Origin of the sequence: uncultured Campylobacter sp., assembly GCF_938045345.1 — a bacterium.
In the GTDB taxonomy this organism is placed as follows: Bacteria; Campylobacterota; Campylobacteria; order Campylobacterales; family Campylobacteraceae; genus Campylobacter_B.
In genome coordinates, this window is record NZ_CALIMS010000024.1 from 26,493 (window position 1) to 52,258 (window position 25,766).

The 25,766-nt window shown below is 46.2% G+C and carries 22 protein-coding genes; 18 read left to right on the forward strand and 4 right to left on the reverse strand.

Annotated elements, in window-relative coordinates; genetic code table 11:
- Nucleotides 1–90 precede the first annotated feature (90 nt).
- From Q0144_RS05245 to Q0144_RS05265, 5 genes are read left to right on the forward strand one after another with little or no spacing between them, the layout of a single operon-like run.
- Nucleotides 91–582, forward strand: a complete 492-nt coding sequence (locus Q0144_RS05245; RefSeq protein ID WP_298062352.1) for a hypothetical protein — start codon at nt 91–93, stop codon at nt 580–582.
- An 8-nt stretch (nt 583–590) separates the two neighbouring features.
- Nucleotides 591–893, forward strand: coding sequence for a Cys/Met metabolism pyridoxal-phosphate-dependent enzyme (locus tag Q0144_RS05250; protein WP_177386687.1), 303 nt, complete (start codon nt 591–593; stop codon nt 891–893).
- Complete coding sequence (locus tag Q0144_RS05255) at nt 886–1,371, forward strand: hypothetical protein (RefSeq protein ID WP_298062355.1); 486 nt, start codon at nt 886–888, stop codon at nt 1,369–1,371. Before Q0144_RS05250 ends, Q0144_RS05255 begins: the two co-directional genes overlap by 8 nt.
- A 3-nt stretch (nt 1,372–1,374) precedes the next feature.
- A complete protein-coding gene (locus tag Q0144_RS05260) occupies nt 1,375–3,456 on the forward strand; it encodes a heavy metal translocating P-type ATPase (protein WP_298062356.1) in 2,082 nt (693 codons plus the stop codon).
- On the forward strand, nt 3,446–3,835 hold the full coding sequence (locus Q0144_RS05265) for a hypothetical protein (RefSeq protein ID WP_298062358.1): 390 nt from the start codon (nt 3,446–3,448) through the stop codon (nt 3,833–3,835). The genes Q0144_RS05260 and Q0144_RS05265 overlap by 11 nt, the downstream gene beginning before the upstream one ends.
- 59 nt (nt 3,836–3,894) lie before the next feature.
- Here Q0144_RS05265 and Q0144_RS05270 read toward each other — a convergent pair whose 3' ends face one another.
- The gene (locus Q0144_RS05270) at nt 3,895–4,755 is read right to left on the reverse strand and encodes a hypothetical protein (RefSeq protein ID WP_298062359.1); all 861 of its coding nucleotides are present in this window, start codon (nt 4,753–4,755) and stop codon (nt 3,895–3,897) included.
- Between the two features lie 2 nt (nt 4,756–4,757).
- The gene (locus tag Q0144_RS05275; RefSeq protein ID WP_298062361.1) at nt 4,758–5,093 is read right to left on the reverse strand and encodes a hypothetical protein; all 336 of its coding nucleotides are present in this window, start codon (nt 5,091–5,093) and stop codon (nt 4,758–4,760) included.
- A gap of 165 nt (nt 5,094–5,258) precedes the next feature.
- Between Q0144_RS05275 and Q0144_RS05280 the strand changes: the two genes are divergently transcribed.
- Both Q0144_RS05280 and tgt read left to right on the forward strand, forming a co-directional pair.
- Nucleotides 5,259–5,459 carry a transcriptional regulator gene (locus Q0144_RS05280; protein ID WP_298062363.1) on the forward strand — a complete coding sequence of 67 codons (201 nt, stop codon included), beginning with the start codon at nt 5,259–5,261 and terminating at the stop codon, nt 5,457–5,459.
- Nucleotides 5,460–5,622: 163 nt separating this feature from the next.
- Nucleotides 5,623–6,789 (forward strand): tRNA guanosine(34) transglycosylase Tgt, encoded by a 1,167-nt coding sequence (tgt, locus tag Q0144_RS05285; RefSeq protein ID WP_298062365.1) that lies wholly within the window; start codon nt 5,623–5,625, stop codon nt 6,787–6,789.
- A gap of 690 nt (nt 6,790–7,479) precedes the next feature.
- Here the strand turns inward: tgt and Q0144_RS05290 are convergent.
- Both Q0144_RS05290 and glmS read right to left on the reverse strand, forming a co-directional pair.
- Nucleotides 7,480–8,613: a hypothetical protein gene (locus tag Q0144_RS05290; protein ID WP_298062367.1), complete on the reverse strand. Its 1,134-nt coding sequence runs from the start codon at nt 8,611–8,613 to the stop codon at nt 7,480–7,482.
- Between the two features lie 60 nt (nt 8,614–8,673).
- The gene (gene glmS, locus Q0144_RS05295; RefSeq protein ID WP_298062369.1) at nt 8,674–10,491 is read right to left on the reverse strand and encodes a glutamine--fructose-6-phosphate transaminase (isomerizing); all 1,818 of its coding nucleotides are present in this window, start codon (nt 10,489–10,491) and stop codon (nt 8,674–8,676) included.
- A 141-nt stretch (nt 10,492–10,632) separates the two neighbouring features.
- Here glmS and mqnE point away from each other — a divergent pair, with 141 nt between their 5' ends.
- From mqnE to Q0144_RS05350, 11 genes are all read left to right on the forward strand, one after another.
- On the forward strand, nt 10,633–11,715 hold the full coding sequence (gene mqnE / locus Q0144_RS05300) for an aminofutalosine synthase MqnE (RefSeq protein WP_298062371.1): 1,083 nt from the start codon (nt 10,633–10,635) through the stop codon (nt 11,713–11,715).
- Between the two features lie 18 nt (nt 11,716–11,733).
- A complete protein-coding gene (locus Q0144_RS05305; protein WP_298062373.1) occupies nt 11,734–13,029 on the forward strand; it encodes an NCS2 family permease in 1,296 nt (431 codons plus the stop codon).
- A 16-nt stretch (nt 13,030–13,045) separates the two neighbouring features.
- Nucleotides 13,046–13,495: a phosphoribosyltransferase family protein gene (locus Q0144_RS05310; RefSeq protein WP_005871628.1), complete on the forward strand. Its 450-nt coding sequence runs from the start codon at nt 13,046–13,048 to the stop codon at nt 13,493–13,495.
- 112 nt (nt 13,496–13,607) lie between these two features.
- The gene (locus Q0144_RS05315) at nt 13,608–14,834 is read left to right on the forward strand and encodes a hypothetical protein (RefSeq protein WP_298062376.1); all 1,227 of its coding nucleotides are present in this window, start codon (nt 13,608–13,610) and stop codon (nt 14,832–14,834) included.
- Between the two features lie 27 nt (nt 14,835–14,861).
- Nucleotides 14,862–15,563, forward strand: coding sequence for a type II secretion system protein (locus tag Q0144_RS05320; protein ID WP_297944906.1), 702 nt, complete (start codon nt 14,862–14,864; stop codon nt 15,561–15,563).
- Between the two features lie 29 nt (nt 15,564–15,592).
- On the forward strand, nt 15,593–17,590 hold the full coding sequence (gene metG / locus Q0144_RS05325; RefSeq protein WP_298062379.1) for a methionine--tRNA ligase: 1,998 nt from the start codon (nt 15,593–15,595) through the stop codon (nt 17,588–17,590).
- A 2-nt stretch (nt 17,591–17,592) separates the two neighbouring features.
- A complete protein-coding gene (locus Q0144_RS05330) occupies nt 17,593–18,405 on the forward strand; it encodes a hypothetical protein (RefSeq protein ID WP_298062381.1) in 813 nt (270 codons plus the stop codon).
- The gene (locus Q0144_RS05335) at nt 18,405–19,394 is read left to right on the forward strand and encodes a hypothetical protein (protein ID WP_298062383.1); all 990 of its coding nucleotides are present in this window, start codon (nt 18,405–18,407) and stop codon (nt 19,392–19,394) included. The genes Q0144_RS05330 and Q0144_RS05335 overlap by 1 nt, the downstream gene beginning before the upstream one ends.
- 9 nt (nt 19,395–19,403) lie before the next feature.
- Complete coding sequence (locus Q0144_RS05340) at nt 19,404–21,239, forward strand: menaquinone biosynthesis decarboxylase (RefSeq protein ID WP_298062385.1); 1,836 nt, start codon at nt 19,404–19,406, stop codon at nt 21,237–21,239.
- Nucleotides 21,240–21,560: 321 nt separating this feature from the next.
- Nucleotides 21,561–22,802 (forward strand): ArsS family sensor histidine kinase, encoded by a 1,242-nt coding sequence (locus tag Q0144_RS05345; RefSeq protein ID WP_298062387.1) that lies wholly within the window; start codon nt 21,561–21,563, stop codon nt 22,800–22,802.
- Nucleotides 22,803–24,342: 1,540 nt separating this feature from the next.
- Nucleotides 24,343–25,766: hypothetical protein (locus Q0144_RS05350; protein WP_298062389.1), on the forward strand; the 1,424-nt coding region annotated here is incomplete at its 3' end.

A 25,766-nucleotide genomic window follows, 5' to 3' on the forward strand; every position in this document is an offset into this window, starting at 1 on the left:
GATTGCAAAAATCTAAAAAAGTCGCTATAATATCAAAATCTATGTAAAGTTGATAAAATGACTTTATAATCTTAACACAAGGAGAATGAAATGCCGATCCCATTTCTAGCAGGTTTTGCGCTTGGTTGCGCGGCGGTTTACGCTTATAACAATCGAGATAAAATCAAAGAAGGTGCGAATAAAATCGTTAGCAGTAAAAGCGTCGAGGAGCTAAAAAATAGCGTCAAAGGCGGAGCAGAAAAATTAAGTAAAAAATCAAAAGAAATTTTTGCGGAAGCCAAAGAGGGCTTAGACGATGTCGCCGAGGCGGTAAAAAATAAAAGAAAGTCTGGTAGCAAAAAAGCTGCGACAAGTAGCACTAGTACTGAAACTAGCACTGCAAAAAAAACCAGAAAAAAGCCGGGACCAAAACCTGGATTTAAAAGAACTAAAAAATCCACCGCGAGCGCTAAGACTGGCGCAACACCGGTAGGTGAGACATCCGCAGCATCTACTACTCCGCTTAATATCCCGCAGATCGTAAAAATGGACGATAATTCTTCGGCTAAATTTACGTCCGCAGACGATAAATCAGAAAAATAGAGGCCTAAATGAATAGATCACTTACGACACAGCGTTCGCCGCTGGATCACGTTTTAAGCGGCGCTATAGCAGGGGCGATCGGCGGTTGCGCCGTAGAACTCGTTAAAGCCAAAGAAGGCAAGAGCAAATCTAAAGCGATTCGCGATGCGCTGGATATTGCGCTAAGCGGCGGTATCATCGGCGGCGGCGCGATTTACAGTGCAAATAAGCTCGTACAAGGCGAGTATCTACGCGCAGCGGCAGGCGTCGCAGTATGCGTAGGTGCGCTCATTGCGGGTAGAAATTTTATTCTTAAGGTAGGCAATGAGTAATCCCTATATCACAAAAAAAGATTTGAAAGAAATTCTAGACGATTACAATTTTGGTGACAACAAATATTCTAGCGGCTCTGCGGGTAGCTTTGCCGGTGACGAAAAGCTCGGCGGTTGGGCTAAATGGATAAACGAGCGGGTAAATTCTGCACCTTTTAATAGTTCTGCTTCCAGCAATAACTCGGATAATAAAGATTCCGCCGCTCAAAGCTCAAGCGATGTAAATTCTACTCAGGGCTCCGCTTTCGGTGGAATTTTTAATTCCTTGGGTGGTAGACAAAACGCGAACGGCTTATTCGGTAGCAACTCATTTATCACAGGTATCGTTCTAGGTGCCGCAGCGACCTATTTTCTAACCGACGAAAACGCGCAAAAAAAGCTTTTTAAGCTCATCGCAAAGGGTACCGAGATGTTTCAGATGGGCATCGAAGAGATGAAGGAGCGCTTCGAAGACGCCAAGGCAGAGATGCAAGAGTAGTCGATGCAAAATTTTAAAATTTTACATGAGACTAAAACTAGACTGCGCATAAAGGTCGCGGGCTTTAAAGGGCTTGATACGAGCGCACTACAAAAATCAGCTGCGAGGCTTGAAGGCGTAACGGAAGCTAGATTTAACGCTAAAATTGGCTCTTTGATCCTTAGGCTTGACGCTGGTGCGAATAAGGCAGGAATTCTAAGGCAACTTGCGGCTTTAAATTTAAGCGAGCTAAAATCAATTATCCCCGCTAGCCATAAAAATTTACCGAGCAAAAACGAATTTATCTTAGCACTTCTTGCGTTGGGGGGAAATTTAATCTTTCGCACTTCGCCTTTAGCGCGCGCATTTAGCATCGTAGCGTGCGTGCCTATCTTAAAAGAGGGTATTAAAGAAAGCTTCCGTCACGGGCTTACTTCAAAGGGCTTGGAGGCTGCTGCTGTCGGAATTTCTCTCGCGCGCGGAGATATCTTTGCCGCAAACAGCACCAACACAATGCTTGCTCTGGGCGAATACATGGAAGAAAGCACCGTTTATAAAAGCGACGATCTGATCCGCGAGCTCGCCCGCCCGGACATCGCGGAGGCTTGGGTAGAGATAGATCAGAACGGCAAAAAGACTGAAGTCAAAATCGCAACTTCTAAGCTAAAGGTAGGCGATATCGTGGTCGTGGGCGCAGGCGACGTCATAGCCGTGGACGGACACGTCGTAAGCGGCGAAGCGATGATAAATCAAGCCAATATGACGGGCGAATCGGTCGCGGTGAAAAAATCTCGCGGCGATAGCGTGCTAAGCGGCACGATCGTGGAGGAGGGCAGGATCCGTATCTGGGCGGAAAACGTCGGCGAAAACACCTCCACGCAGCGTATCAAACACTACATCACGGCATCTCTTAACGAGCGCTCCAGCATCGGCATGCATACGACCCACCTAGCCGACAAGCTCGTGCCGGTAACCTTCGGGCTTGCGGGCGTGTCCTATCTGATAAATCGAAATTTTATGAACGTAGCTTCGGTGTTGCAGGCGGACTACTCGTGCGCGCTTAAGTTGCCTACGCCGGTTGCTTTTAAGTCAAGCATCTCAAAGGCGGGCAAGAACGGGATTTTGATCAAAGGCGCCAAGGCTCTTGAGTCGCTTGCGAGCGCCGATACCTTCGTATTTGATAAGACGGGCACGCTTACGTACGGCAATCTGGAGGTCGCCGAGATCATATCGTTTGACGAGCGCTTTAGCAAAAACGATATTTTAAATTTAACCGCGAGCGCCGAGGAACATTACTTTCACCCCGTAGCCGAGGCGATCGTGGATGCTGCCAAAAAGCACGGCTTTATCCACAAACACCACGACGAGGTGGAATTCGTCGTCGCTCACGGCGTTAAAACAAGCATCGAGGGCAAAAAGCTCATCATCGGCTCGCGTCACTTCCTCGAAGACGACGAGATGATCTCGTTTGCGGCGCACGAAGAGACCATCGATCTTGCGATGCAAAAGGGGCTCGCGCTGCTTTACATCGCATTTGACGGCAGACTTTTGGGGCTCATCGGACTTAGAGACGAGGTGCGCGCAAACGCTCGCGCCCTCATCGTTAGGCTCCGCGAGCTGGGCGTTAAACAGATCGTCATGTTAAGCGGCGACGTGAAATCAAAAGCCCGCGCCGTAGCCAAAAAGCTCGGCGTAGATCGTTATTACGGCGAGCTGTTGCCGACGCAAAAGACCGAAATTTTAGAGCAGTTAAAAGCCGAGGGGCGGAAGGTGGTCTTCGTGGGCGACGGTATAAACGACGCGCCGAGCCTGATGAAGGCGGACATCGGCATCAGCATGCTAAACGGCGCAGAGATCGCCAAGGCTTCCGCGCAGATCGGGCTTTTGAAAAATGACATCGAGGGCGTCGCGCAGGTAAAGGCGCTGGCTAACGACACGCTGCGGCTTGTGAATCGAAATTTCAACGCTACCGTGGGGATAAATTCGATCATTTTATTTTTGGCTACGTTCGGCGTGCTAAGTCCCGTAGCTACGGCATTGCTGCACAACGGCACGACGATAGGCCTTCTACTAAATTCCATTAAAGGGGTAAAATTTGAAGATTGAAGATAAAATTTTGGATCTAAACTTTCAGCGCAAAGTGGCTAAAACGGCGCTGGGAGTGAGTATGGGCATCACGGCTCTAACGGCGCTAGATATGAATGCGCGCGCGTCGCGACTGCATAAAATTTCCGGGCTAGTGATGCTGGGGTGCGCGATCTGGCACGCCGGTCTTTACGGCTCGCCGTACAGCGAGTTTTTGAAAAACAGAAAGGCCAAAGCGCTAGCCTTAAGAAACGAGGATTTTGATTTAAATTTCACCGAAGATGATGCGATAGATGCTTCAAGTGCGGCGAGCGGCGGAAGCGTATCGACAAACTCTACAGCGACTAGCGCGGCCAAGACTGCACCAAAAAGACGCCGTCGTATACGCAAAAGCGCTTAGGTGTGTTGGGCAGTAGGACTTTGCACAAGTTCTACTGCCGATAAGGAATTTTTGTCAACTTATTTGAGAAAACCCGTTTTGCATAAATCATTTTCATTAATTCCAGCCTCTTTTATAAGTTCCTGAATATCTCGTCTATTATATAGGCTAATATACTCCGTTTTGTCATCACTTAATAGCTTTATGCTAGTCAAAATTCCGTTCTCATTGCATTCCATAAATTCTTCTTTGCCATCGTTATTTGTTTTCGATACTCTTCGTATATAACCATTTTCATACCAATAACGTAATATCTTATTGCTATCTAGCTCGCTTTTTTGTTGGCCGCTTTCATACCAGCTACGCATAGTTCCATCACTATTGTATTCTTTTTCTTGTTCGCCGTTTTCATACCAAGATTTAGTATTCCCTGCACCATCATCTTGAAAACGTATTTGGCCATTTTCATAATAAAATTCTCTACTACCGCCGTGATTTTCTTCGCTTTTTTTCTGTCCGTTATCATACCAAGATATAGTTTTTAAAAGCGTTCCTTTATCGTCATATATATCTTCCTCGCTGAGTGTTCCATTTTCATTATGTGTTTTAACAGAACCTACAAGTTTATTGTCTTTAAAATTTCCCTCAGTTATTGTTTTAACAAAACTTTTATCTTTCAAAAAAACGCTATACCACTTAAATGCCCCATCTTTTTTACCGTTTTTGTACGTTATCTCTGAAGTAATGTCTCCACGTGAGTCCCATTCTCTTACAATTCCATGAATTTGCCCTGCTTCATTATAGGGGACTTCTCTCACTAGCGCTCCATTAGCGTCATGAAATTGTCTAACTTCCTTTACTCCGCTGCCTTGTCCCTCTATATCACCATCACAACCGCACACAAAAATCAGCAGGCAAGAGATGAACATAAATTTTTTCATTTTCAATCCTTTAAATTTTTAAAGTATTTTATGGCTTCTTCTATATTTTCGCTTTTGCATATCACTTGTCCGCTTGGATTTTTATTTACTAAAATCGTTTGTAAAAAACCTTCGCTAAAATACCAGGGTAATCTTACATATCTTTCATATGGATATCCTTTAGGGTTTTTATCGCCTTTCTTATCTATAATCCATCTTATGCCGATAGATTTTTTATTCATATCTTCGGCTGTCCCGAAAACTACGCAAAACCAGTCATCTTGGTATAGCAGTTCCAACTCCTCGTCATTCTTATATGGAAAGAACCTCTCGCATTCTATTGTATTGTCTCTTTTCATTTTTTGCTCCTACGAAAATTTTGATTAAAATTATATTAAATATAATATAAATATAAACTTATAAAGCATAATATTTATGTTTTATAATTCTAAAAAGAGTAAATATTATGCTGTTGGAAATTTAACCTCTTTTTTATAGTCTATCGTTTAAAAAATGGGGCAAAAATGACAAAAAGAGATATAGCAGGATACTTGGGCGTAGATGTGCAAACACTAAGAAATTGGAAAAAAACGCGTCCAAATTTGTATCGCGTTATCATGCAAGGTCTTGCGATAGATGATGCCATCGAGCATATGCGAAAAAGCTACGAAAAGCTTTTAGAATTTTCAAACGAAACTAAAGATAAAAATACGAAAACTCTTTAATCTTATTGACGTTGTGTTGCGTGTTTGCACAGCATTCTTTAAAATTCTGACTTTAATACTATAAAATTCCTTAATTTACCTGCCGCAAATTTAAATTTCGCTACAATCGCTTTTTAAAATTTCGCGCCGAGTGCGCGCAAGAAGCAAAATTTAAAGGATCAAGATGGATTTTAAGATAGACGCCGCAGACGGCGCGGCGCGCGCCTGCACGATCCGCACGGCGCATAGCACGATCCGCACCCCCGTTTTTATGCCGGTCGGCACCGTGGGCGCGGTCAAGGCGCTCGATGCGACGGACGTAGAGCAGCTCCTGGGCGCGCAAATCATCCTTGCTAATACCTATCACATGTATCTGCGCCCGGGCTCGCGGGTGGTGGCGGAGTTTGGCGGGCTGCACGGATTTACGAAATTTCCTCGCAGCTTTTTGACCGACAGCGGCGGCTTTCAGGCCTTCAGTCTGCGCGCAAACACCAAAAACGACGAGGACGGCATAAAATTTAAAAGCCACATCGACGGCAGTATGCATTATTTCACACCGCGCTCGGTGCTCGATACGCAGTATGAGCTAAACTCCGATATTATGATGATTTTGGACGATTTAGTGGAGTTGCCGCGTGAGCCTGGCGCATTGAGCTGCGATGATAGATCGCGGCTCAAAAAGCGTATCGATCTAAGCGTCGCGCGCACGATAAAATGGGCTCGCGAAGCGATAGATTATCACGAGGTCATGAAATCTCGCGGCCTACACGCGCATCAAAACATCTTCGGTATCATACAAGGCGGCACCGATGCGCAGGCGCGCAAATTTTGCGCCGAAGCACTGTGCGAGATGAGCTTCGACGGGCTTGCGATCGGAGGGCTTAGCGTGGGCGAGAAAAACGAGCTGATGTACGACACGGTAGAGGCCATGATGCCCTTCGTCGATGCGGCGCGCCCGCGATATTTGATGGGGGTTGGCACGCCCGAGGATCTCGTCGAAAATGTCGCTCGCGGCGTGGATATGTTTGACTGCGTGATGCCTACGCGCAATGCCCGCAACGGCACGCTATTTACGAGCTTCGGCAAGATCGGCATCAAAAACGCGGGCTTTATCAGCGATCACGATCCGATCGATCCGCACTGCGACTGCTACACGTGCAAGCGCTTCAGCCGCGGCTATCTAAATCATCTATTTCGCGCGCGCGAGCTTAGCTTTTACCGCCTCGCGAGCATTCACAATCTACACTATTACCTGCGCCTTGCCGCGGATATGAGAGAGGCGATCGTGCACGGGCGGTTTGCGGAGTTTAGGCGTGAATTCTACGCCGCACGAAGCGGGGCGCGAGATTAAATTTCAGCAGGCGAGGGCGCGGATTTAGCGCGATAGTTAAATTTAGCCGCGGTAGTGGGGCGGAATTTTAATACGGCGCGCGGGCGATTAAATTTAAACACGACAAAATTCGGGCAGCGAAATTTTAAGAGCTGTGTAGCGTGGAGCTTGTAGCTTTAAATTTGATTTAAATCCGCGCTTAGGCTTTCGTATCGATTAGAATTTTATTTCGGCAAAATTTTATTATGATAGAGCTATGTATTGGAATTTCGCCGTAGAATATGAGATAAAATTTAGTTTTGAAGTTTTGCGCTGAATCCGTGAATAAAATTCTGCGTCGATATGTGCTGAGCGCGCGAGATTTAAAGATGGAATTTAGCGGTAGGATTTTACAGACGCGATGTCAAATTGCCACGGCTTTTGTCAAATAAGGGGGAACATTGCATCGAAATTTCGCAGGCATTGGTGTATTTTTGTAAGCGTGCGTTAACGCGTATAAAAGACATATATTGCTTTAGGGCGTGCGATCTGCGCCTACAATTGCGGAATTTTATTGCGATAAAATTTCAATGCGGTAGAATTTTACTTTGATAAAGTTCAAATTTCCGCTAAATTCTGTCGTCGCGCTAAATTTTGCGATGAAATTTTGAGTGGAATTCTATCGTAGTAAAATTTCATCGCAGCCAAATCTGCGGCAAAATTTTGTAGAATTTATTTTTTAATCCGCCTTAGCATACAAAATCCAAGGAAATAAAGCGGCGACATAACGATAAAAATTATGATGTACCTCCACGCCGTGCTCGCAAAAAATAGTCCCGTAAGCTCCATAAATTTCATCGACGCGCCAGTATAGCGGTCGCCGATGCCGATGAAAATAATAGCCGCGAGCTCTACGAGCAGCGCAGGAGCAAATAGGATCGAGCCTGCAGTTTTGAAAAACATAAACGCAAACGCCTTGAGCTTATAATAAAACGAAATGAGCCCAAGTCCGATCACGCCGCAGATGAAAATCTGCTCGAACTCATCCAGCCCCAGGCTCTTATCCTGCAGGATCGTAGAGATGACGCACAGGATGATAAAGACGTTATAATTCGCCATTTGACGCATCGGGTATTGATCGTGCGTCGCTATGGATAGTAGGTTTATCGCGCGGTTAAGCGGCAACAGATAAAATAGTGCAAAACTGAGGAAAATCAGCAGGTCCATCACCATATAAACCGTATCTTGATTGACATAAGCTTCGATCTGTGAAAAAGATAGAAATATGCTTGCGATTTGCGAGCGGAATATCAAAATAATGACTATCGGCACTATGGGCAGGATTATGGATTTAAGTCCTTCCTTGCGGATAGATGAAGTATAAATTTTACTCTCGACACTTTGCGTAGTGCGCAGATCATCGGTTTGGACGAACTCAAATCCAAAGAATTTCGGCTTTTTTGCACTCGTAGGCTTAGCTTTGCGGTTAAATTTAAAATTCTTAAATTTTTTTGCGACCTTCGTTTCTTTTATGGTAGATATATCGTTTGCAATATTTTCGGTAGAGCTTTGAAAGGAAGGTGCTTCTGATATATTATTTTCTGCAGAATTCTTATCGCCAAAAATTTCATCGTTTTGCTTTGCAGATTCTTTTGGCTGTGGGGCTACTTTTTGCGCTACGCGGTCTTTGGATTTAGAGCCCTCGACGCGCTTTATATTTATCGCGCTGGATGCTAGCGTGTCGAAGCTTACTTCATCGCCGTCGGTTAGGCTAGGATCGCGTTCGCCAAGCATTTCGTAGCTATACTCGACCCCGCCCGTGGCGACTATGACATTTTCACCTCTAATAAATCCGATAAGTCTCATATACTAACATTCCCCGATTTTTTAATGAGAAATATTAGTCAAAATGAACTTAAAAAACGATTATTCTACGGTGACGCTTTTGGCTAAATTTCTTGGCATATCCACGTCGTTGCCGAGCCGCACGGAAATTTCAAGAGCTAAAATTTGCAAAATCAGCATCATCTCAAAAAACTCGCTCATCGCGTGGCTCTGCTCGCTCGTTTTGATAAAATCGTCCGCGACCTCGGGCTCTTCGGGACTGATCGCCAAAATATACGCATCGCGCGCGGCAAGCTCTTCGACATTGCTTTTTGTTTTTTCGTAGAGCAAATGCTTTGGCATCAGCGCAACCGTAAAGAGATTAGAATCGGCAAGAGCGATCGGTCCGTGCTTCATCTCGCCGCTTGGATAGCCCTCCGCGTGCAGATAGGAGATCTCTTTGAGCTTGAGTGCGCCCTCAAGAGCGAGCGGATAGAAAATATCGCGCCCGATGAAGAAAAAGCCGTGTCCGTGCAGATAGTGCTTACTCATGCGGTAAATTTTATCCTGCAAGCCGTCTTTGATCTTTAAAATTTGCGGGATATGAAGCATCGCCGAAATTTCAGCGGAATTCATGCGCACCGAGATGACTTCGCGCAGATTTGCAAGATACACCACAAACATCCATAGCACCATAACCTGTGTCGCAAAAGCCTTCGTAGATGCCACACCCTTTTCGATGCCTGCGCGGGTGAGGATCACGCTGCCTGCCATGCGCACGATCGAGCTGTTATCGACGTTGCAGATCGCAAGCGTTCTAAGACCGGCTTTTTTAGCGATATGCAGCGCCTCTAATGTATCGGCGGTCTCGCCACTTTGCGAGATCACGATAAATAAGGAATTCTTGTTTAAAAACGGCTCCTTGTAGCGGAATTCGCTGGCGACTTCTACTTTTGTGCGAATTTTAGCGATGCGCTCGAAAAGATACGAGCTTACGAGCGCGGCGTGATAGCTTGTGCCGCAGGCACATAGCACGACCTCGTCGATACCCTCAAACATCGCCGCATCAAGCTCGTCAAATTTTATCTTGCCGCCCTTTATTACGCGCCCCATCATTGCTTCGGTTACGACTTGCGCTTGCTCGTAAATTTCTTTTTCCATAAAAAATCTAAAGCCCTCTTTTTGCGCATAGCCTTTATCTTTCGGAAGCTCACTAAAGGCGCAATTATGCGGTTTAGAGTTTTTAAAAACGTCGATTTGTCCAAGCTTGGCAACGCCGTAAATTTGATCGTCCAGATACGCAGCCGTATTCGCAAGCCCGATGAGCGGAGCATCCGAGGAGCTAAAGAAAATTTCGTTTTTATCGTTTTTCGCGACGATGAGCGGAGCTGCGTTTTTAGCAAAGAAAATTTCGCCGGGTGCTGCCTTCGTGATTAAAAGCGTTGCGTATGCGCCTTTTAGCCGTTTAATTGTGGCTTCATATGCCTTAAATGCGTCGTTGCTAGCCTTGAAATTTTTCTCGAAAAGATGCACGATCACTTCGGTATCGGTCTGGCTTAAAAATTTCACGCCGTCCGCTTCAAGCTCATCTTTTAGCTCGATGTAGTTTTCGATGATACCGTTATGCACGACGAAGCTAAAATCTCCAAAATGCGGATGCGCGTTAAGCTCGGTGGGCTTTCCGTGCGTCGCCCAGCGGGTATGTCCGATCGCAACGCCAAAGCCTTGCGAAGTGAAATCTTTCATCTTTTCTTCGAGATTATTAAGCTTGCCGACCGCTTTGAAATACTTTATATTTGCGCTCTGATCCATTACGGCGATCCCCGCGCTGTCGTATCCTCGATATTCGAGTTCTTTCAGTCCGTTTATTATGATTTTTTTCTTTTCGGCGTTTCCTATGTAGCCTACGATTCCACACATTTTGCTTTCCTTGTTTAAAATTTAGTGCCCATTTTACTACGCTATTTTAAATTAACGAAATTCGGCTCTAAATTTAGTCCGCTTATCCGTTTTGTAAGCAAAAAATTATATAATAGCTTTAAAATTTGGCTTGGGAAATCGATGGAAATTTTAGAAAAACTACAAAGCGGCGAGAGATTAAATTACGAAGACGGCGTGAAATTATGGGATTTGGATCTTTTCGATCTGGGCAAATTCGCCTTTAAAATTCGCAAAGAAAAAAACGGCAAAAACGTCTATTTCAACGCAAATCGTCATATCAATCCTTCGAATTTATGCGCAGATACCTGTAAATTTTGCGCATTTTCGGCGCACCGCAAGAACGGAAACGCTTACACGATGAGCGATGATGAGATCATGCGTATCGTGGATGAGACGGTAGCGCGCGGCACGAAGGAGATTCATATCGTAAGCTCGCACAATCCATTCGTTACGCCGCAGCAATATTTGGGAATTTTTAAAGCGATAAAGCAAAAATATCCGCTTCTGCACATCAAGGCGATGACCGCGGCGGAAATCGATTACTGGCGGCGAAAGTGGAAGATGAGCTACGAGGAGACGATAGAGCTGATGATGCAAAGCGGCGTGGATTCGATGCCCGGCGGCGGCGCCGAAATTTTTGACGAACGGATCAGGGATAAAATTTGCAAAGGTAAGGTCTCAAGCGAGCAGTGGCTACGTATCCACTCGCTGTGGCATGCACGCGGGCGTCAGAGCAACGCCACGATGCTCTTTGGCCATATCGAAAGCCGCGCTCACCGCATAGATCACATCTTGCGCATCCGCACGTTGCAAGATGAGAGCCTAGCGCGCGCTAACGGCGGCGGCTTCAACGCCTTCATCCCGCTCGTGTATCAGCGCGAAAACAACTATCTGGATGTGAAGGGCTTTTTGGGTTCGGTCGAAATTTTAAAAACGATCGCGATTAGTAGAATTTTACTCGACAACGTCGCGCATATCAAGGCGTATTGGGCGACCTCGACGTTAAGCTTAGCCCTTGTAGCACAGGATTTCGGCGCGGACGATCTTGACGGCACGATCGAGAACGAAAGCATTCAAAGCAGCGCCGGCGCCGGCAGCAAAAAAGGGCAGAGTAAGCGCGATTTTATCGATATGATCGGCACGGCGGGCTTTGTGCCCGTAGAGCGCGACAGCTTGTATAATCAGATCGAAATTTACGAATAAATTCTAAAGGAGGAGCAAGTGGAGAAATTCTTTCATCTCGCCGCGGCAAAAACGTCGGTAAGGCAGGAACTTATCGCGGGACTCACTACGTTTTTGGCGATGATTTACATCGTGCCGGTAAACGCTAACATTATGAGCATCGCAGGTATGCCGTTTGATGCGCTGGTTACGGCAACCGCGCTTATTACGATAATCGCGACGTTATTTAATGGGCTCTTTGCAAATACCCCCGTTGCGCTTAGCGTCGGCATGGGACTAAATGCGTATTTTACCTTTGCGTTGTGCGTGGATGCGAAGATGCCGTGGCAGAGTGCACTTGGCATCGTAGCGATAAGCGGGGCGCTTTTTACCGTACTTTCGTTTACGAACTTTCGCGTTTGGGTTATCAAATCTATCCCACTTGATCTGCGTCGCGCCATAAGCGCGGGTATCGGCGCCTTTATCTGCTTTATCGGACTTAAGCAGATGGGCGTCATCGCGCCTAGTCAGGCGACGCTAGTAACTTTAGGAAATTTAAAAGATCTAAACGTTTTGCTTGGGATTTTAGGCTTAGCGGTCGTGCTGGTGCTTTTTGTGCTTAGAATCAAGGCGGCGTTTATCTTAAGCATTTTGATTACTTCGTGCGTTGCGTGGGTGGCTGGAATTTCGCCCGCACCTCATGGCATAGTAAGTGCGCCAAGCGGCATAATGCCGATATTTGCTAAGCTAGATATCCCCGGAGCGCTAAAACTTGCGTTCGTGCCTTTTATAATCACATTTTTCGTCACGCATCTATTCGATAGTATCGGCACACTCACCGGCGTGGGAAACCGCGCGGGGCTTTTTGGAGAGAATAGCAAAGACGGCATGAAAAAACTATCTAGAAATTTAACCTCCGATGCAATAGGTAGCGTCGCAGGCGCCGTTATAGGAACGAGCACGGTTACTGCATTTGCTGAAAGCGCGAGCGGAGTAGAAGCGGGCGGCCGCACGGGGCTTACCGCGGTATTTTGCGCTATATTTTTTGTACTGACACTGTTTATGTTGCCGCTATTTAAGGCGATCCCCGCAAATGCAATCTATCCGATCCTCGTAATGGTCGGGGTTTTGATGTTTAGTGAGCTTGGTAAGATCGATTATAGCGACGCGGGAATTCTAATCCCTGCGTTTTTTATAGTATTTTTGATGCCTTTTACCTACTCGATCACCAATGGCTTAAGCTTCGGCTTTATCGCTTATATCGTAGTTAGGCTCGCTCAGCGCAGGATAAAAGATTTAAATTTCGGCGTTTTGACGCTTGGCGCGATTAGCGTTTTAGTATTTTTAATGCATTAAATTTTTAAGGAAAGATATGAGATTTTATAGTTTTGACGAGATGGATCGCGACGCAAGAGTTATAGCAAAGCAGGTTAGGGACGAATTTATGCCCGATGCAATCGTGGCGATCGCTAGAGGCGGGCTCACATTCGGTCATGCGCTAGCCAATGCGCTTGATATGCGGACGATATTTTCGATAAATTCCATCCACTACGCGGATACTAAAAAGCTCGACACCATCGACGTTTTCAACGTGCCCGATCTAGAGCTTTACAAACGCGTGCTGCTGGTGGACGATATCATCGACAGCGGCGACAGCATGGTCGAGATCAAGCGCGTGTTGCTGGAGAAATTTCCGCAAATAGAGCTTAAAACGGCGGTAATTTTTTACAAACCCAAGGCGCTTATCCAGCCCGATTTTAAAATTTCAAAGACGGATGAGTGGATAAATTTCTTTTGGGAAAATTATACGATAGAGGAATGAAGCGGCGCGCGGTTAAATTTAGCGGCTAAATTTTAAATGATTCGGCGACTTAAATTTTATAAAATTCCGGCCGTAAAATTTAGGCCATGAATTTAAAGTGCCCGCAGCAAGGATGAGAGTGAAGAAGCTTTATCAAAACGAAATTTTCGTAATCTCCATGATGTGCCTGTTTCAGGGCATATTTCTGCTTTATGCGATCTCAAATTTAAGCATCAGCTACTACGAGGCTGAAATTTTTTACGATAAAAAATCCCTCGTTTCGCTAATCGCAAATTTAAGCTGCGAAATTTTCGGGCGCAACGACTATGCCCTGCGCATACCGTTTATTTTGATCCACTTCGCAAATGCCGCGATGATCTATAAAATTTCAAAATTTATTCTAAAGCGTCGCTTCGATAGGGTGGTCGCTACGGCGCTATTTATGGCGCTTCCTGCATCGATGAGTAGCGCGATCTTGCTAAATCCCGCGGGCATCATCGTTTTTTTCACGCTGCTAGCGATCTATTTTGCAAAGAGCGAATACAATATCGCGCTTTTCGTGCTTCTATCCGCTTGCGCTTTGATCGACCGCGCGTTTTTTATGCTCTACGTAGGCTTTGGAATTTGGGCGCTTTATACGCGTAAAAAGGAGCTTTTGCTGCTTTGCATAGCGCTATTTAGCTTCAGCGTGATCTTTTACGACGTAAGCTCCGAGGGCAAGCCGAAGGGGTATTTTCTGGACACCGTGGGCGTTTTTGCGGGCGCGTTTTCGCCTTTAGTGTTTTTATTTTTCATCTACACGATCTATAGAATTTGGATCAAAGAGGAAAAGAGCCTGCTTTGGTTCATCGCTACGAGCGCGCTTTGTCTGACGATGCTTTTTTCGCTAAGACAGCGCGTGGCGCTTGAGATGATGCTGCCGTATTGCGTCATCGCTACGCCTTTGATCATTCGGGTTCTGTTTAATTCGTACCGCGTTAGATTGCCCAAATTTCGCACCTTTCACAAGATCGCCGTGGGTGTGACATTAGTAAGCTTAGCGGTGAGTTATTTTGCAGTGATTTTTAGTGACGTGATGTATGAGGCGATGTTCGCAAACAAACCGCAGCGGCATTTTATCTATAAATTTGACGTAGCTAGGCAGCTGGCAAGTGAGCTAAAAAATCGCGGAGTAAAAAATGTAAGCTGCGAAGACGAGAGGCTCTGCCTGCGCCTGAAATTTTACGGACTGCCTAGCGGGGATAGCGCTTTTATCTATGCGGATAAGCCGGAATATGTCTCGGATCATAAAAATTCGATACAAAATATAGATATTTACAAGCGAGGCATGCGAATTGCGAAATTTTATGTTAAAATATAAACAAAATTTTTATGAAAGGTAAAAATTATGAAAAAAGCATTTACTATGATAGAGCTGATTTTCATCATCGTGGTGGTTGGAATTCTAGCGGCGGTGGCGGTGCCTCAAATCAATCGAAATAGCCTTGTGGAGGCGGCAGATCAAGTAGCTGCTCATATTCGTTACACGCAGCAGCTTGCGATGAATGATAACAAATTCGATCCTAATGACCCGGATTGGTTTAAAAAACTTTGGAGAATTCAATTTAGTTATACCAACGCCAAAGGAAGTGCGGAGGGCTGGACTTACACGGTGTATTATGATAGCACTATGAGCGGTAATCCTAACGGCAGTGCGGATCTGTCTGATCTATCAAGAGTCGATTTTGCTACGGATCCACAAAATCCAAATAAAATTTTGAGTGCCGGCTTTCAAAATCAGGCGATGAATAGAAATGCCGAAAGAATCAATAAGAAGCTGAATTTAAGCAAAACCTACGATATTAGAAATGTCGAATTTACTAATTGTGGAGACCGGGCAAATCAAACTATAGTCTTTGATTCTTATGGGCGTCCTATGGGGCAGGTAGCGAACTCTAACGTGCCATATGATAAGCTTTTTGTAGGACAAAATCCATGCGTTATCAGACTTACTAACGCCGCGGGCGAGATCGCCGATATTTTTATCCAGCCCGAGACCGGATATGTAAATTATACTTTGGCTTCCAATACCGGTTCAGCATTGCAATAAAATTACGGTAGAAACGCTTAAGGAGAATAATGAAAAAATACATAATGACGCCGATTTATTACGTAAACGACGTCCCGCACATCGGTCACGCATACACGACGATCATCGCCGATACGATGGCTAGATTTTACCGCCTGCAAGGGCACGAGGTCTTTTTTAAAACGGGCACCGACGAGCACGGCCAAAAGATCGAGGAGGCCGCGGCCAAACATGCTCAGAGCCCAAAGCAGTACGCAGACGGCGTGAGCGCTAAATTTAAAGACCTGTGGGACGAGTTTGACATCAGCTACGATATGTTTTCGCGCACTACCGATGCCGCGCACGAGGCGGCAGTGCAAAACGTATTTCGCAAGATGTATGAAAAGGGCGACATTTATAAGGGCGAATACGAGGGCAACTACTGCGTAAGCTGCGAGAGTTTTTTCCCTTCCGCTCAGCTCATCGACGGCGAGTATTGCCCCGATTGTGGCAAAAAGACTAAAATTTTAAAAGAGGAGAGCTATTTTTTCAGACTTAGCGCCTATGCAGACAGACTTTTAAAATGGTACGAGGATGAAAAGTGCATCCTTCCCCTAGGCAAAAAAAACGAGGTGATAAGCTTCGTAAAAAGCGGACTGAAGGATCTTTCGATCACGCGAACGGGCTTTGATTGGGGCGTTAAAATTCCGCCTGAACTAAACGATCCAAAGCATGTGATTTACGTTTGGCTGGACGCGCTGATGGATTATCTCAGCTCACTCGGGTTTTGTGCGGGCGGCGAGCGGATGGAGTATTGGAGCGACGCGCTGCACATCGTGGGCAAGGATATTTTGCGCTTTCACGCCGTTTATTGGCCTGCGTTTTTGATGAGCCTGGGGCTAAATATGCCGCGCAGCGTCGCAGCTCACGGCTGGTGGACGCGCGATGGCAAAAAGATGAGCAAGAGCCTGGGCAACGTCGTGGATCCGCGTGAGGTCGCAAATGCCTACGGGCTGGAGCAGTTTAGGTATTTCTTATTGCGCGAGGTGCCGTTCGGTCAAGACGGCGATTTTTCGCAAAAAGCGATCATAAACCGCGTAAATTCCGAGCTTGCCAATGAGCTTGGAAATCTCCTCAGCCGCATCGTCGGCATGAGCGCGAAATACTCGGACTACGCCATAAATTCCAAAGACGTGATGAAATTTTTCACCGCCGAGATCGAGGAAGCAAACTCCTATATGAGCGCCGCACTTAGCGCACTTGAGGAGGTCGCTACCAATAGATACTTGGAGGAGCTTTGGAGGGCGCTTGCTCTTGCGAACGCTTCGATCGCAAAATACGAGCCGTGGAATTTGATGAAAAACGGCGAGCAGGCCAAGGCGCTGGCTCTCGTCGCATTGGTTGCAAATATTTTGGCTAGCGTTGCCGTGCTGCTAAGCCCTGCGATGCCGAAGACGGCAGCACGTATCGCGGACACGCTCGGCTTTGAAATATCCACTCCGCTTTATGAGAAGCTAGTACTTCGCGGCGAAATTTTAGATTTTAAGGCCAAGCCGTGCGAGCCGCTTTTTACCAAGATTGATCACGAGCTAATGCCGAAGGCGGACTACGATAGACTGGACGGCGCTGTAAATTCTGCAAGCTGTTCGGGCGCAGACGCCACGGTAAAAGGCGCACCAAATTTAAACGCAAACGCTTCCAGCTCGAACGCTACGGCGCAAGAAGCCCAAGGCGCGACATCTGAAGCGCAGATTAAAATCGATGATTTTAAAAAGTGCGTTATCAAAGTCGGTACGGTTTTGGAGTGCGAAAACATTGAGGGCAGCGAGAAGTTGTTGCGATTTATGATCGATTTGGGCGAGGAGAGACCGCGTCAAATCATCAGCGGTATCGCGAAATTTTACGATCCCGCCGCGCTTGTCGGCAAGCAGATCTGCGTACTGGCAAATTTAAAACCCGCTAAAATTTTTAAACATAGCAGCGAGGGCATGATTTTAAGCGCCGAGGACGGCAGCCTTACACTGCTTAGCACCCTCGCGCCCGTAAAAAACGGCGCGATCGTAGGTTAGCGATGAGGGCTCTAGCGCGCAAGGCTTCGAAGCTCGCTATCTACGGCGCGGCTGGGCTCTGCGCGCAAAAAAGCGGCGCTTCGGATAAAATTTTAAAGCTTTGCCGCGATTCCTCCCTTGCCGCAAAGATCGGCGCGGGCGGGCTTGTATGCGCCACGCCTTTGGTGCTAAAACTCGGCGCAGGAGTTGCTTTAAAATTTGCGGCGCGTAAAATTTTAACGCTAGGCATTTGCGAGCTGTCGAAGTCTGCCGCTTTAAAATGTGCAAAGTTCGGCGCGCGCGCGGTCGCGCGCTCATTTTCACGCACCGATAAATTTACGGACGAGTGCACGAAAAAATATGCGAGCGCGGATGGCGAGAGCTCTAAAGCAAGCGCCGCGTCGCGCAGAAAGCGCACGGCAAGCGTTTCTAGCGAGAGCATTAAAAAGGACGCCTCGCTTTCCAAATTCGATTCCGCTAAAAAAAATACAGCAACAAAAAGCGCGCCCGCTAAAAAATCCGCACCTAGCGCAAAATCTGCATCGACCGCTAAAAGTGTCGCGCCCGCTGCAGCTTCCGTATCTGTCGCAAAATCAGCGTCCGTAAAAAGCGCCGCGCAAAATAAAATTTCCGCAGCTAGCGTAAAATCGGCAGCGGCTAAAAATGCCTCTCGGAGGGCAAAATCTCGCCGCATCGCAAAAGATACTACTATGCTTGCTGTAATCGCCGCAAAAGAAGCCGCCGCGTCCGGCGCAACCTCCGCATCTACCGCAAAGCAGCCGCGCCGCGCCGCAAAGAGCGCGCCTGCCAAAAGCTCCGTCGCAGGAAAGTCGTAATGGTAAATTTATTAAATTTAACCCGCATCGTAAACGGAACGATGCTAAATAATCCCGCAATCTCGGCTGTCGAGAGCTTTGCAATTGAGCCCGCAAAGGTCGCGAAAAAGGGCGCTTTCATTGCACTCGGCGCAAACGAGCGCGACGTGCGCACCGCGATCGATAACGGCGCGTACGCGGTCATTTTCGATAACAATTTCAAGCCGCTTAACGACGAGATCGCCTTTATCAAGGTCGAAAATTTATGCTCGGCGCTCGTGCGACTGATAAAATTTTTAGGCGAGACGTGGCGGCACGGCTTCGTGCTGATAAACGAAGTGCAAAGCGAAATCCTGCGCTACACGAGCGTGCCGAAAAATTTGATGTTTGCGCCACGCAGCAAGGGCGAGCTTTTCATCAGCCTGATGAATGCCAAAGAGAAAAATACCTACTTCACCACCGACGGCGAGCTTTTGCAAAGTCTCGGTATCTCGCCCGTCACTATCCCTGCGAGCGACGATTTTAGGCTACTTTACGGCGGCTCGATATTTTACAGCAGCTTTGTTTTCGGCGGGCTTTATTATTCAAATTTAGTCTTTCCGCAGCTGTTTTTGCCCGAGCTGTGCGGCGTGATCGAGTATCTCTCGCGCAAAAATATACCCTTTAAATTTCAAAATTTAAGCGCATTCGGCCATTTCGAGCCGATTTTTGTGGATCGATTTTTTAACGTAAGCTTGCTTGGCGGCAGCTACCGCGCTTTTATCGCCGAAAGCGATCCTGAGCTTTTTGCGCGCGAGGCGGAGTTTTTGCGGGCAAAATTCCGCGAAAAAATTATCGTCTGCGCCAGCTGGGAGGATCGCTTGGACGGCACTAAGATCGACTTTCGCTTCAATAAGCTAAGCGCGCTAAAGAGCCTGCCCGAGTTTCACTACGCGCTGGTTTTTGCGGAAAAGAGCGCGATTTTGCAGCTTCTAAATCAAAAACCGCAAGAAAAAAATCTATTTTTTTAAAGGTAGCGGATGCAGAGCTTTGATGAAATTTTAAACGGAAATTTTTGGATAAAGAGGCTTTACGAAAATGGACTTTTGCGCGAGGTAAAGGAGCAGATCGGCACCGAGCTTGAGATAGCGCACGCAAGCTATATCGAGGTTAAGCGCGAGCACTCGCAAGCGCTGCTTTTTACGAACGTACGAAATGCGCAGGGCAAACGGATGCCGCCTGTGCTAACCAATATTTTCGGCTCCTTCAAGGCGTTAAATTTAATCCTCGGCCACAAGCCCGACGAAATTGCCGCCGAGATTGAGAGTCTGCTAAAGCCGAAGCGTCCGCAAAGTTTCAGCGAAAAGCTTGATTTCTTGGCGCACTTAATCTCGCTACGTAAAATTTTTGTAAAGCGCCTTAACGGTCGCGGCGAGTGCCAGCAGGTCGCGCATCTGGGCGCTGACGTCGATTTGGGCGAGCTTCCAGTTCTTAAGACCTGGGAGGGTGACGGCGGCGCATTCATCACGATGGGGCAGGTCTATACGAAGGATCTAAACTCGCAAACGCAAAATCTCGGTATGTATCGCCTGCAAATTTACGGGCGCGACCGCTTGGGGATGCACTGGCAGATACACAAAGACGGCGCGGGCTTTTTCGACGAATACCGCAAAGCGGGGCGCAAGATGCCCGTATCCGTGGCGATCGGCGGCGATCCGCTCTATATCTGGTGCGGCCAGGCGCCGCTGCCGAAGGGGGTTTTTGAGCTGCTGCTTTACGGCTTCATCCGCCGCAGCCCCGCTCGCCTCGTAAAATCGCTTACGAATGAAATTTACGTTCCAGAGGGTGCGGACTACGTGATCGAGGGCTTTGTCGATCCCGCCGTAAGCGAGCCTGAGGGGCCTTTCGGCGATCACACGGGATATTACACGCCGGTAGAGCCCTTTCCTGTAATGGAGGTTAGCGCGATCACGCACAAGCGCGCGCCCGTATTTCACGCCACCGTCGTAGGTAAGCCGCCGCTTGAGGATAAATTTATGGGGTACGCGACCGAGCGGATCTTTTTGCCGCTGTTTCGCACGAGCGCGCCCGATCTGATCGATTATAAAATGCCCGAAAACGGCGTATTTCACAATCTGATTTTGGCCAAGATCGCCGTGCGCTACCCAGCTGCTGCCAAACAGATCATGCATGCGTTTTGGGGCGTGGGGCAGATGAGCTTCGTAAAACACGCCGTTTTCGTGCCGCAAGACGCGCCGAGCTTAGATGAGTATGAGGCGCTTACGAAGTATGTCCTAAACCGCATAGGTGCGCGCAGCCTCGTTTTTAGCGAGGGGGTGTGCGATCAGCTCGATCACGCAAGCCCGAACTCCTGCTTCGGCGGCAAGCTCGGCATTGATGCGACGGTTGATCTAAGCTCGCAGGCGCCGCAAATTTTAAGCGACGAGGAGCTGCTTGCAAAATTTCAAAGCGAGGAGCCCGCTATTTTGGCGCTTAAGCAGCACTTTTGCGATACGAAAAACCCGCTCGTGCTGATAAACATAGACAAAAAAGAGCTCGTGGAGCGGAGCTGGCGGCGGCTTTTGAAATTTAGCGAGAATTTTAAAATTTTGATTTTTACAGACGCGGGGAATGACGCGAGCAACCTCTATATGAGCGTTTGGCGCATCGTAAATAGCATCGATGCGCTACGCGACGTGTTCGTGACGCAGGACGATCGCATCTGCATCGACGCTACGAGCAAGCACGAATGGGAGGGTTATACGCGCAGGTGGCCGCAGGAGACGCTTTGCAGCCGCGAAGTCGTAGCAAGCCTCATAGAGCGCGGCATCGTGCAGGATGAACCTGAGCTATTTAAGAAATTTGAAATTTTTTGAGGGCGCGGGGCGGAATTTCGCACGGATTTGAAATTTTAAAATTTAGCTTTGGTTTTAAGGGCTGCACATTAAATTTAAAATAAATTTATTTGAATTTATGTGTTTAAGCGGTGAAATTTTGTAAAATTTTCAATGGTAGAAATAGCAAAATTTTTAAAATCTTTATAAAATTTGCAATAGCTAGATTTAGGAAGTATAAACGTATTGCGTATTTAGGATATGCCACAAATCCGAAGTCGGACGGGTTCGTGCGCCAAAGCAAAGTAAGCCAGCAGCTTAAAAGCTTTGAAATTTTAAAAATTTAAGGATCGTATAAATTTAATGAAAGTAAGATCGTCGATTTTTTACACCATCACGTTCATCTTCGCGCTCGCTGCCGTGGGCGTTTCGCTCGCTCTACTCTGGCTCATTGGCTACGATCAGCAAAACTACACCCGCGAGCTAAACTCCAAATACTCCATCGTTGCGCGCGCGAACCTATATCAGATGAGTAAGCTCATCAGCGATGTCGAATACGAACGGCAGGTCGCGAATTTCGAGTTTTCGACTATCCGCGATGAAGCCAAGCGCGATGAGATCATCAAAGGCGCTGAAATTTTAGATAGCATCTCCGCAGACATCGGCTCTGCTGATATCCTGCTTTTTAAACGTAAGCACTACCTAAAGATTACTCACGCTGGCGAGACGCGGCTTTTAAACGACAAGGATTATCAGCCTTACCGCTACGATATTTTCAAAGCGATCTACGGCGTCATTTTGGCGATCATCCTGCTTGCGTATATATTTATCATCCGCAAAATTCGCCCTCTTCGCAAGCTTAAGCGCCAGATCGATAAATTTGCTAAAGGCGATCTTCAGATCAAGGACGTAAGCGTAGGAAACGACGAAATTTCCGAGGTTTCGCACGCATTTTATGAGGCGGTCACGCAGATAAATAAGCTTAACGAATCGCGCCATCTGTTTTTGCGAAACATAATGCACGAGCTCAAAACCCCCATCACAAAGGGTCGCATCGCCGTTGAGATGATCGAGCACGGCAAAAATCAAGAGCGCCTCATCTCGGTCTTTGAGCGGCTAGAGAGCCTAATCAACGAATTTGCGGCGGTCGAGCGCGCGACTGCGGGCACGGCGCTAATCGAACGCGGAATTTTTTCAATGGATGAAATTTTAAAAGAAGCGCTTAGTATCGCAATGATCGAGCCCGGCTGCGTCACGCTGCAAAATCCGCTAGGCCTGAGCTTAAACGTCGATCTGAAGCTATTTTGCGTCGCGGTGAAAAATTTAATCGACAATGCCGTCAAATACGCCTCAGACGGTAAAATTTTAATCCGCCTAAACGCCGAAACGATGGACTTCGTAACGCTAGGCGAACCGCTACAGAAGGATTTTAGCTACTACAAAGAGGCCTTCGTCAAGGGCACGAACGCTAAGCAAAGCTTCGGCCTAGGGCTTTACATCGTCGATAATATCGCCAAGGCGCACGGGCTAAAATTTACGTACTATCACAAGGATGGTAAAAATATTTTTAGCTTTTTAAATTTAGAAAAGGTTATCGCGATGTAAGCCAGTCTTCACGAAATTATCACTTTCTACAAAGAATTTCGCCTCTCATAAGAATTCTTGTTTACATGGAATAATCTGTTTCGCTTTAAAATTTCACTTCTTGCTCTTAAAATCATGTTGCTAACTCACACCACGGAATTTATCCATATTACAGAAGTCGCCATGCTAAATTTATAGACATAAAAAATTCTATTTTTTAAGCATTCCCAAAAATTAATAGAAAATCTTGTTCATTTGCTATACTAAGCGCTAACAATGAAATTCATTTTTTCTAAATTTAAGCTTATTTATAGCGAATATAAGGAACATCGCGAACCCATAAGATTTAATGTTAAAGAAAACTAGCCAGGTCAATACGTAAATGCAACGGTAAGATCCAGTGTAGTGAGCCTAAATACTGAAGTCGAGACAGAACGACAGCTTTTTAATCGGGCAAAGTGTTATTAAACTCAAATACGTGATAGTCGTGATCAGTTATTGCGCCGTAAGCGATAAAGTAAATTCGAACACAATCAATAATATGGGCGGCAGTGGATAAAACATACAGTCTACAACAAGGATGGCACGATTCGTGGCGGATTCAGTGAAGGTGGTAGCGTGAGGCTATAGTAAAATATCATATTGGTAGCATAGTTTATGCGAACGCCGCTGGTAATACCGCAAGCGGCTTGGTTATAAAAATGCCATAAATATTATACCTGGAAGTGGAAGGTATCGGTGAGGGAGATGGCGATTGATTACACTATCATAGGTGGTATTATACTCATAATTTAGGTGTAAGCGTAGATGGAAACACTTTCCGTTTAATACAATGAGTGGTATTATGGGAATGTTTATCTACGAGATGCAAATTTCGTTGTGAGATAATCAAATTGGTAGCCCTATCAATAATTTTACGTCTATGGTGATATCGTCGTAAGCAAATACACACATCATCATAAACTTTATTTCGGGTGAGGCAAATTATAACGAGGTCTTTTAATGGTAGTGCAATTACGATTTTTTTCAGCAGGCAAGCAGGCGCGGGTTAAATATACTCAACTATAATAAAATTTCCATTAATACAGGCTTTGTTGTTAGAGTATACGGCACACTTATGGATAAATTATATACTATACGAGTGCTATGTAATATAAGATTAACGCGGCTAAAATTTACGTCGATACCACAAGTGATTCATATGGTCTACTAATAAAAAGAAACAGGATCGCTAATATTATTTGGCGACAATTACCTTGATAGCACGGAGCTAACCAAGAATCAAGCTAATAATGCTGCCCAAGCAGGTGCTCATAAGCTATTCGGTAATAAAAATAACACCGTAAACGTATCTCAAAGCGCAGGAGATCTAAACGGTAAGAATATAAGCTCCGGTAGAGCAGATATCAAAGATAGCGTAACTCCAAATACCGTCTATAACAATAAAACCATAGTTAAGGGCGGAACAAATTTCGGTAACGTAAATGCAGGTTACGGCGATAGCGGAACCCAAGAGGTTCACCACAACGAGCTAAGCTTTGAAGATAGCTCAAAAGGTGCTGTGGTAAACGGAAACATAAGTGCAGGCTACTCCCTAAACGGAAACGTTCATGATAATACCGTAACTACAAACGATACCACCATTAACGGAAACGCTTACGGCGGTGAAGCAGCAAATGGTAATGCGGATGCCAACACCATAACTCTAAATGACGGTAAGGTTACCCACGACGTAAAAGGTGCAAAAGCTAGCGGTAGTGCAAGCAATAACAGCGTAAATTTAAAAGGTGCTGCTAGAGTCGACGGTAACGTCTACGCAGCAGATGCAAGCAGCGGTAGCGGTAACAGCGTAAATTTCCATAGCGGAAGCGTAGGAGGAACGATATATGGTCTATCTAATATAGGCGGCACCAATAATAGCCTAAACGTATATAACGCCTCTACTCAAAAAACCGCAGGAGATATAGCAAATCTAAACGTATTAAACTTCGATGGAATTTCAAACGCTAACGGTAGCGCCGCAACTGCAGCTTTAAATTTAACCACTACCGGCAACACCAATATCAATAATGCTAAATTCCAACTAAACGGAATAGATTACGATCCAAGCAGCGACAGCTACGGTTCTTTAAATATAGAGGAGGGTAAGGAGTATTATCTTATCCGCAATACCGGTAATACCTTTACGAGCTTTACAGAGAAGGCTAAGCAAACGACCAATGAGTTTACGCTTAAAAACTCTACCACCTACGATATAATGCTAAAAGGCCTAATTAAGAGCAGCGACGATCAATCTATCTTGATTCAAGGAAATAAGCTTACTTCAAGAAAAATTTCCAATGACGGCAAATTCGACGGCGGAGAGATCAATAAATACGGAAATATCCCAAATCCTGTAATAAACGTAGTTAACGAAAATCCTTCTAATCCTACAGATTTTAACGGCTTAGATATCGACGGCGGCAACAACTCTACCGTAAATTTAACCGGCGGCAATAATATCGGAAATATCACCGGCGGAGCTGGAAGCACTCTAAATGTAGGTAAAGATACTACCAATCCGGCAGCTCCTAATTCGATCACCGCCAAGAATATCGGAGGATTTGACGATATCAATATCTTTATGCCTCCTACCGTTAAAGACGGCGATTCGATGATTAAGCTTACCGATCCTACGGCTAATACTGATCTAAGCAATATGAGAGGCAAGATCACCGCTTACATTAGCGGCAATACCGACGTAGGAGATACCAGCACTATCCACCTAATCGATAAGCAAGGAAGCGGACGATTACTACTTCCTGATCCTTCGCATCTACAAACAAGAGTCCAACAAGGAGCTACCATAGAGTATGAGACCTACGGTATGGTAGATGCAAACGGAAGAGCATTGGATCTTAGATTTAGCGGTAAAAGAAGGGTAAAAGACGATACCAAATCCTTCGCCGAAACCCGTGCCGCAAGCTTAGCCAGCTTAAAGAGCGG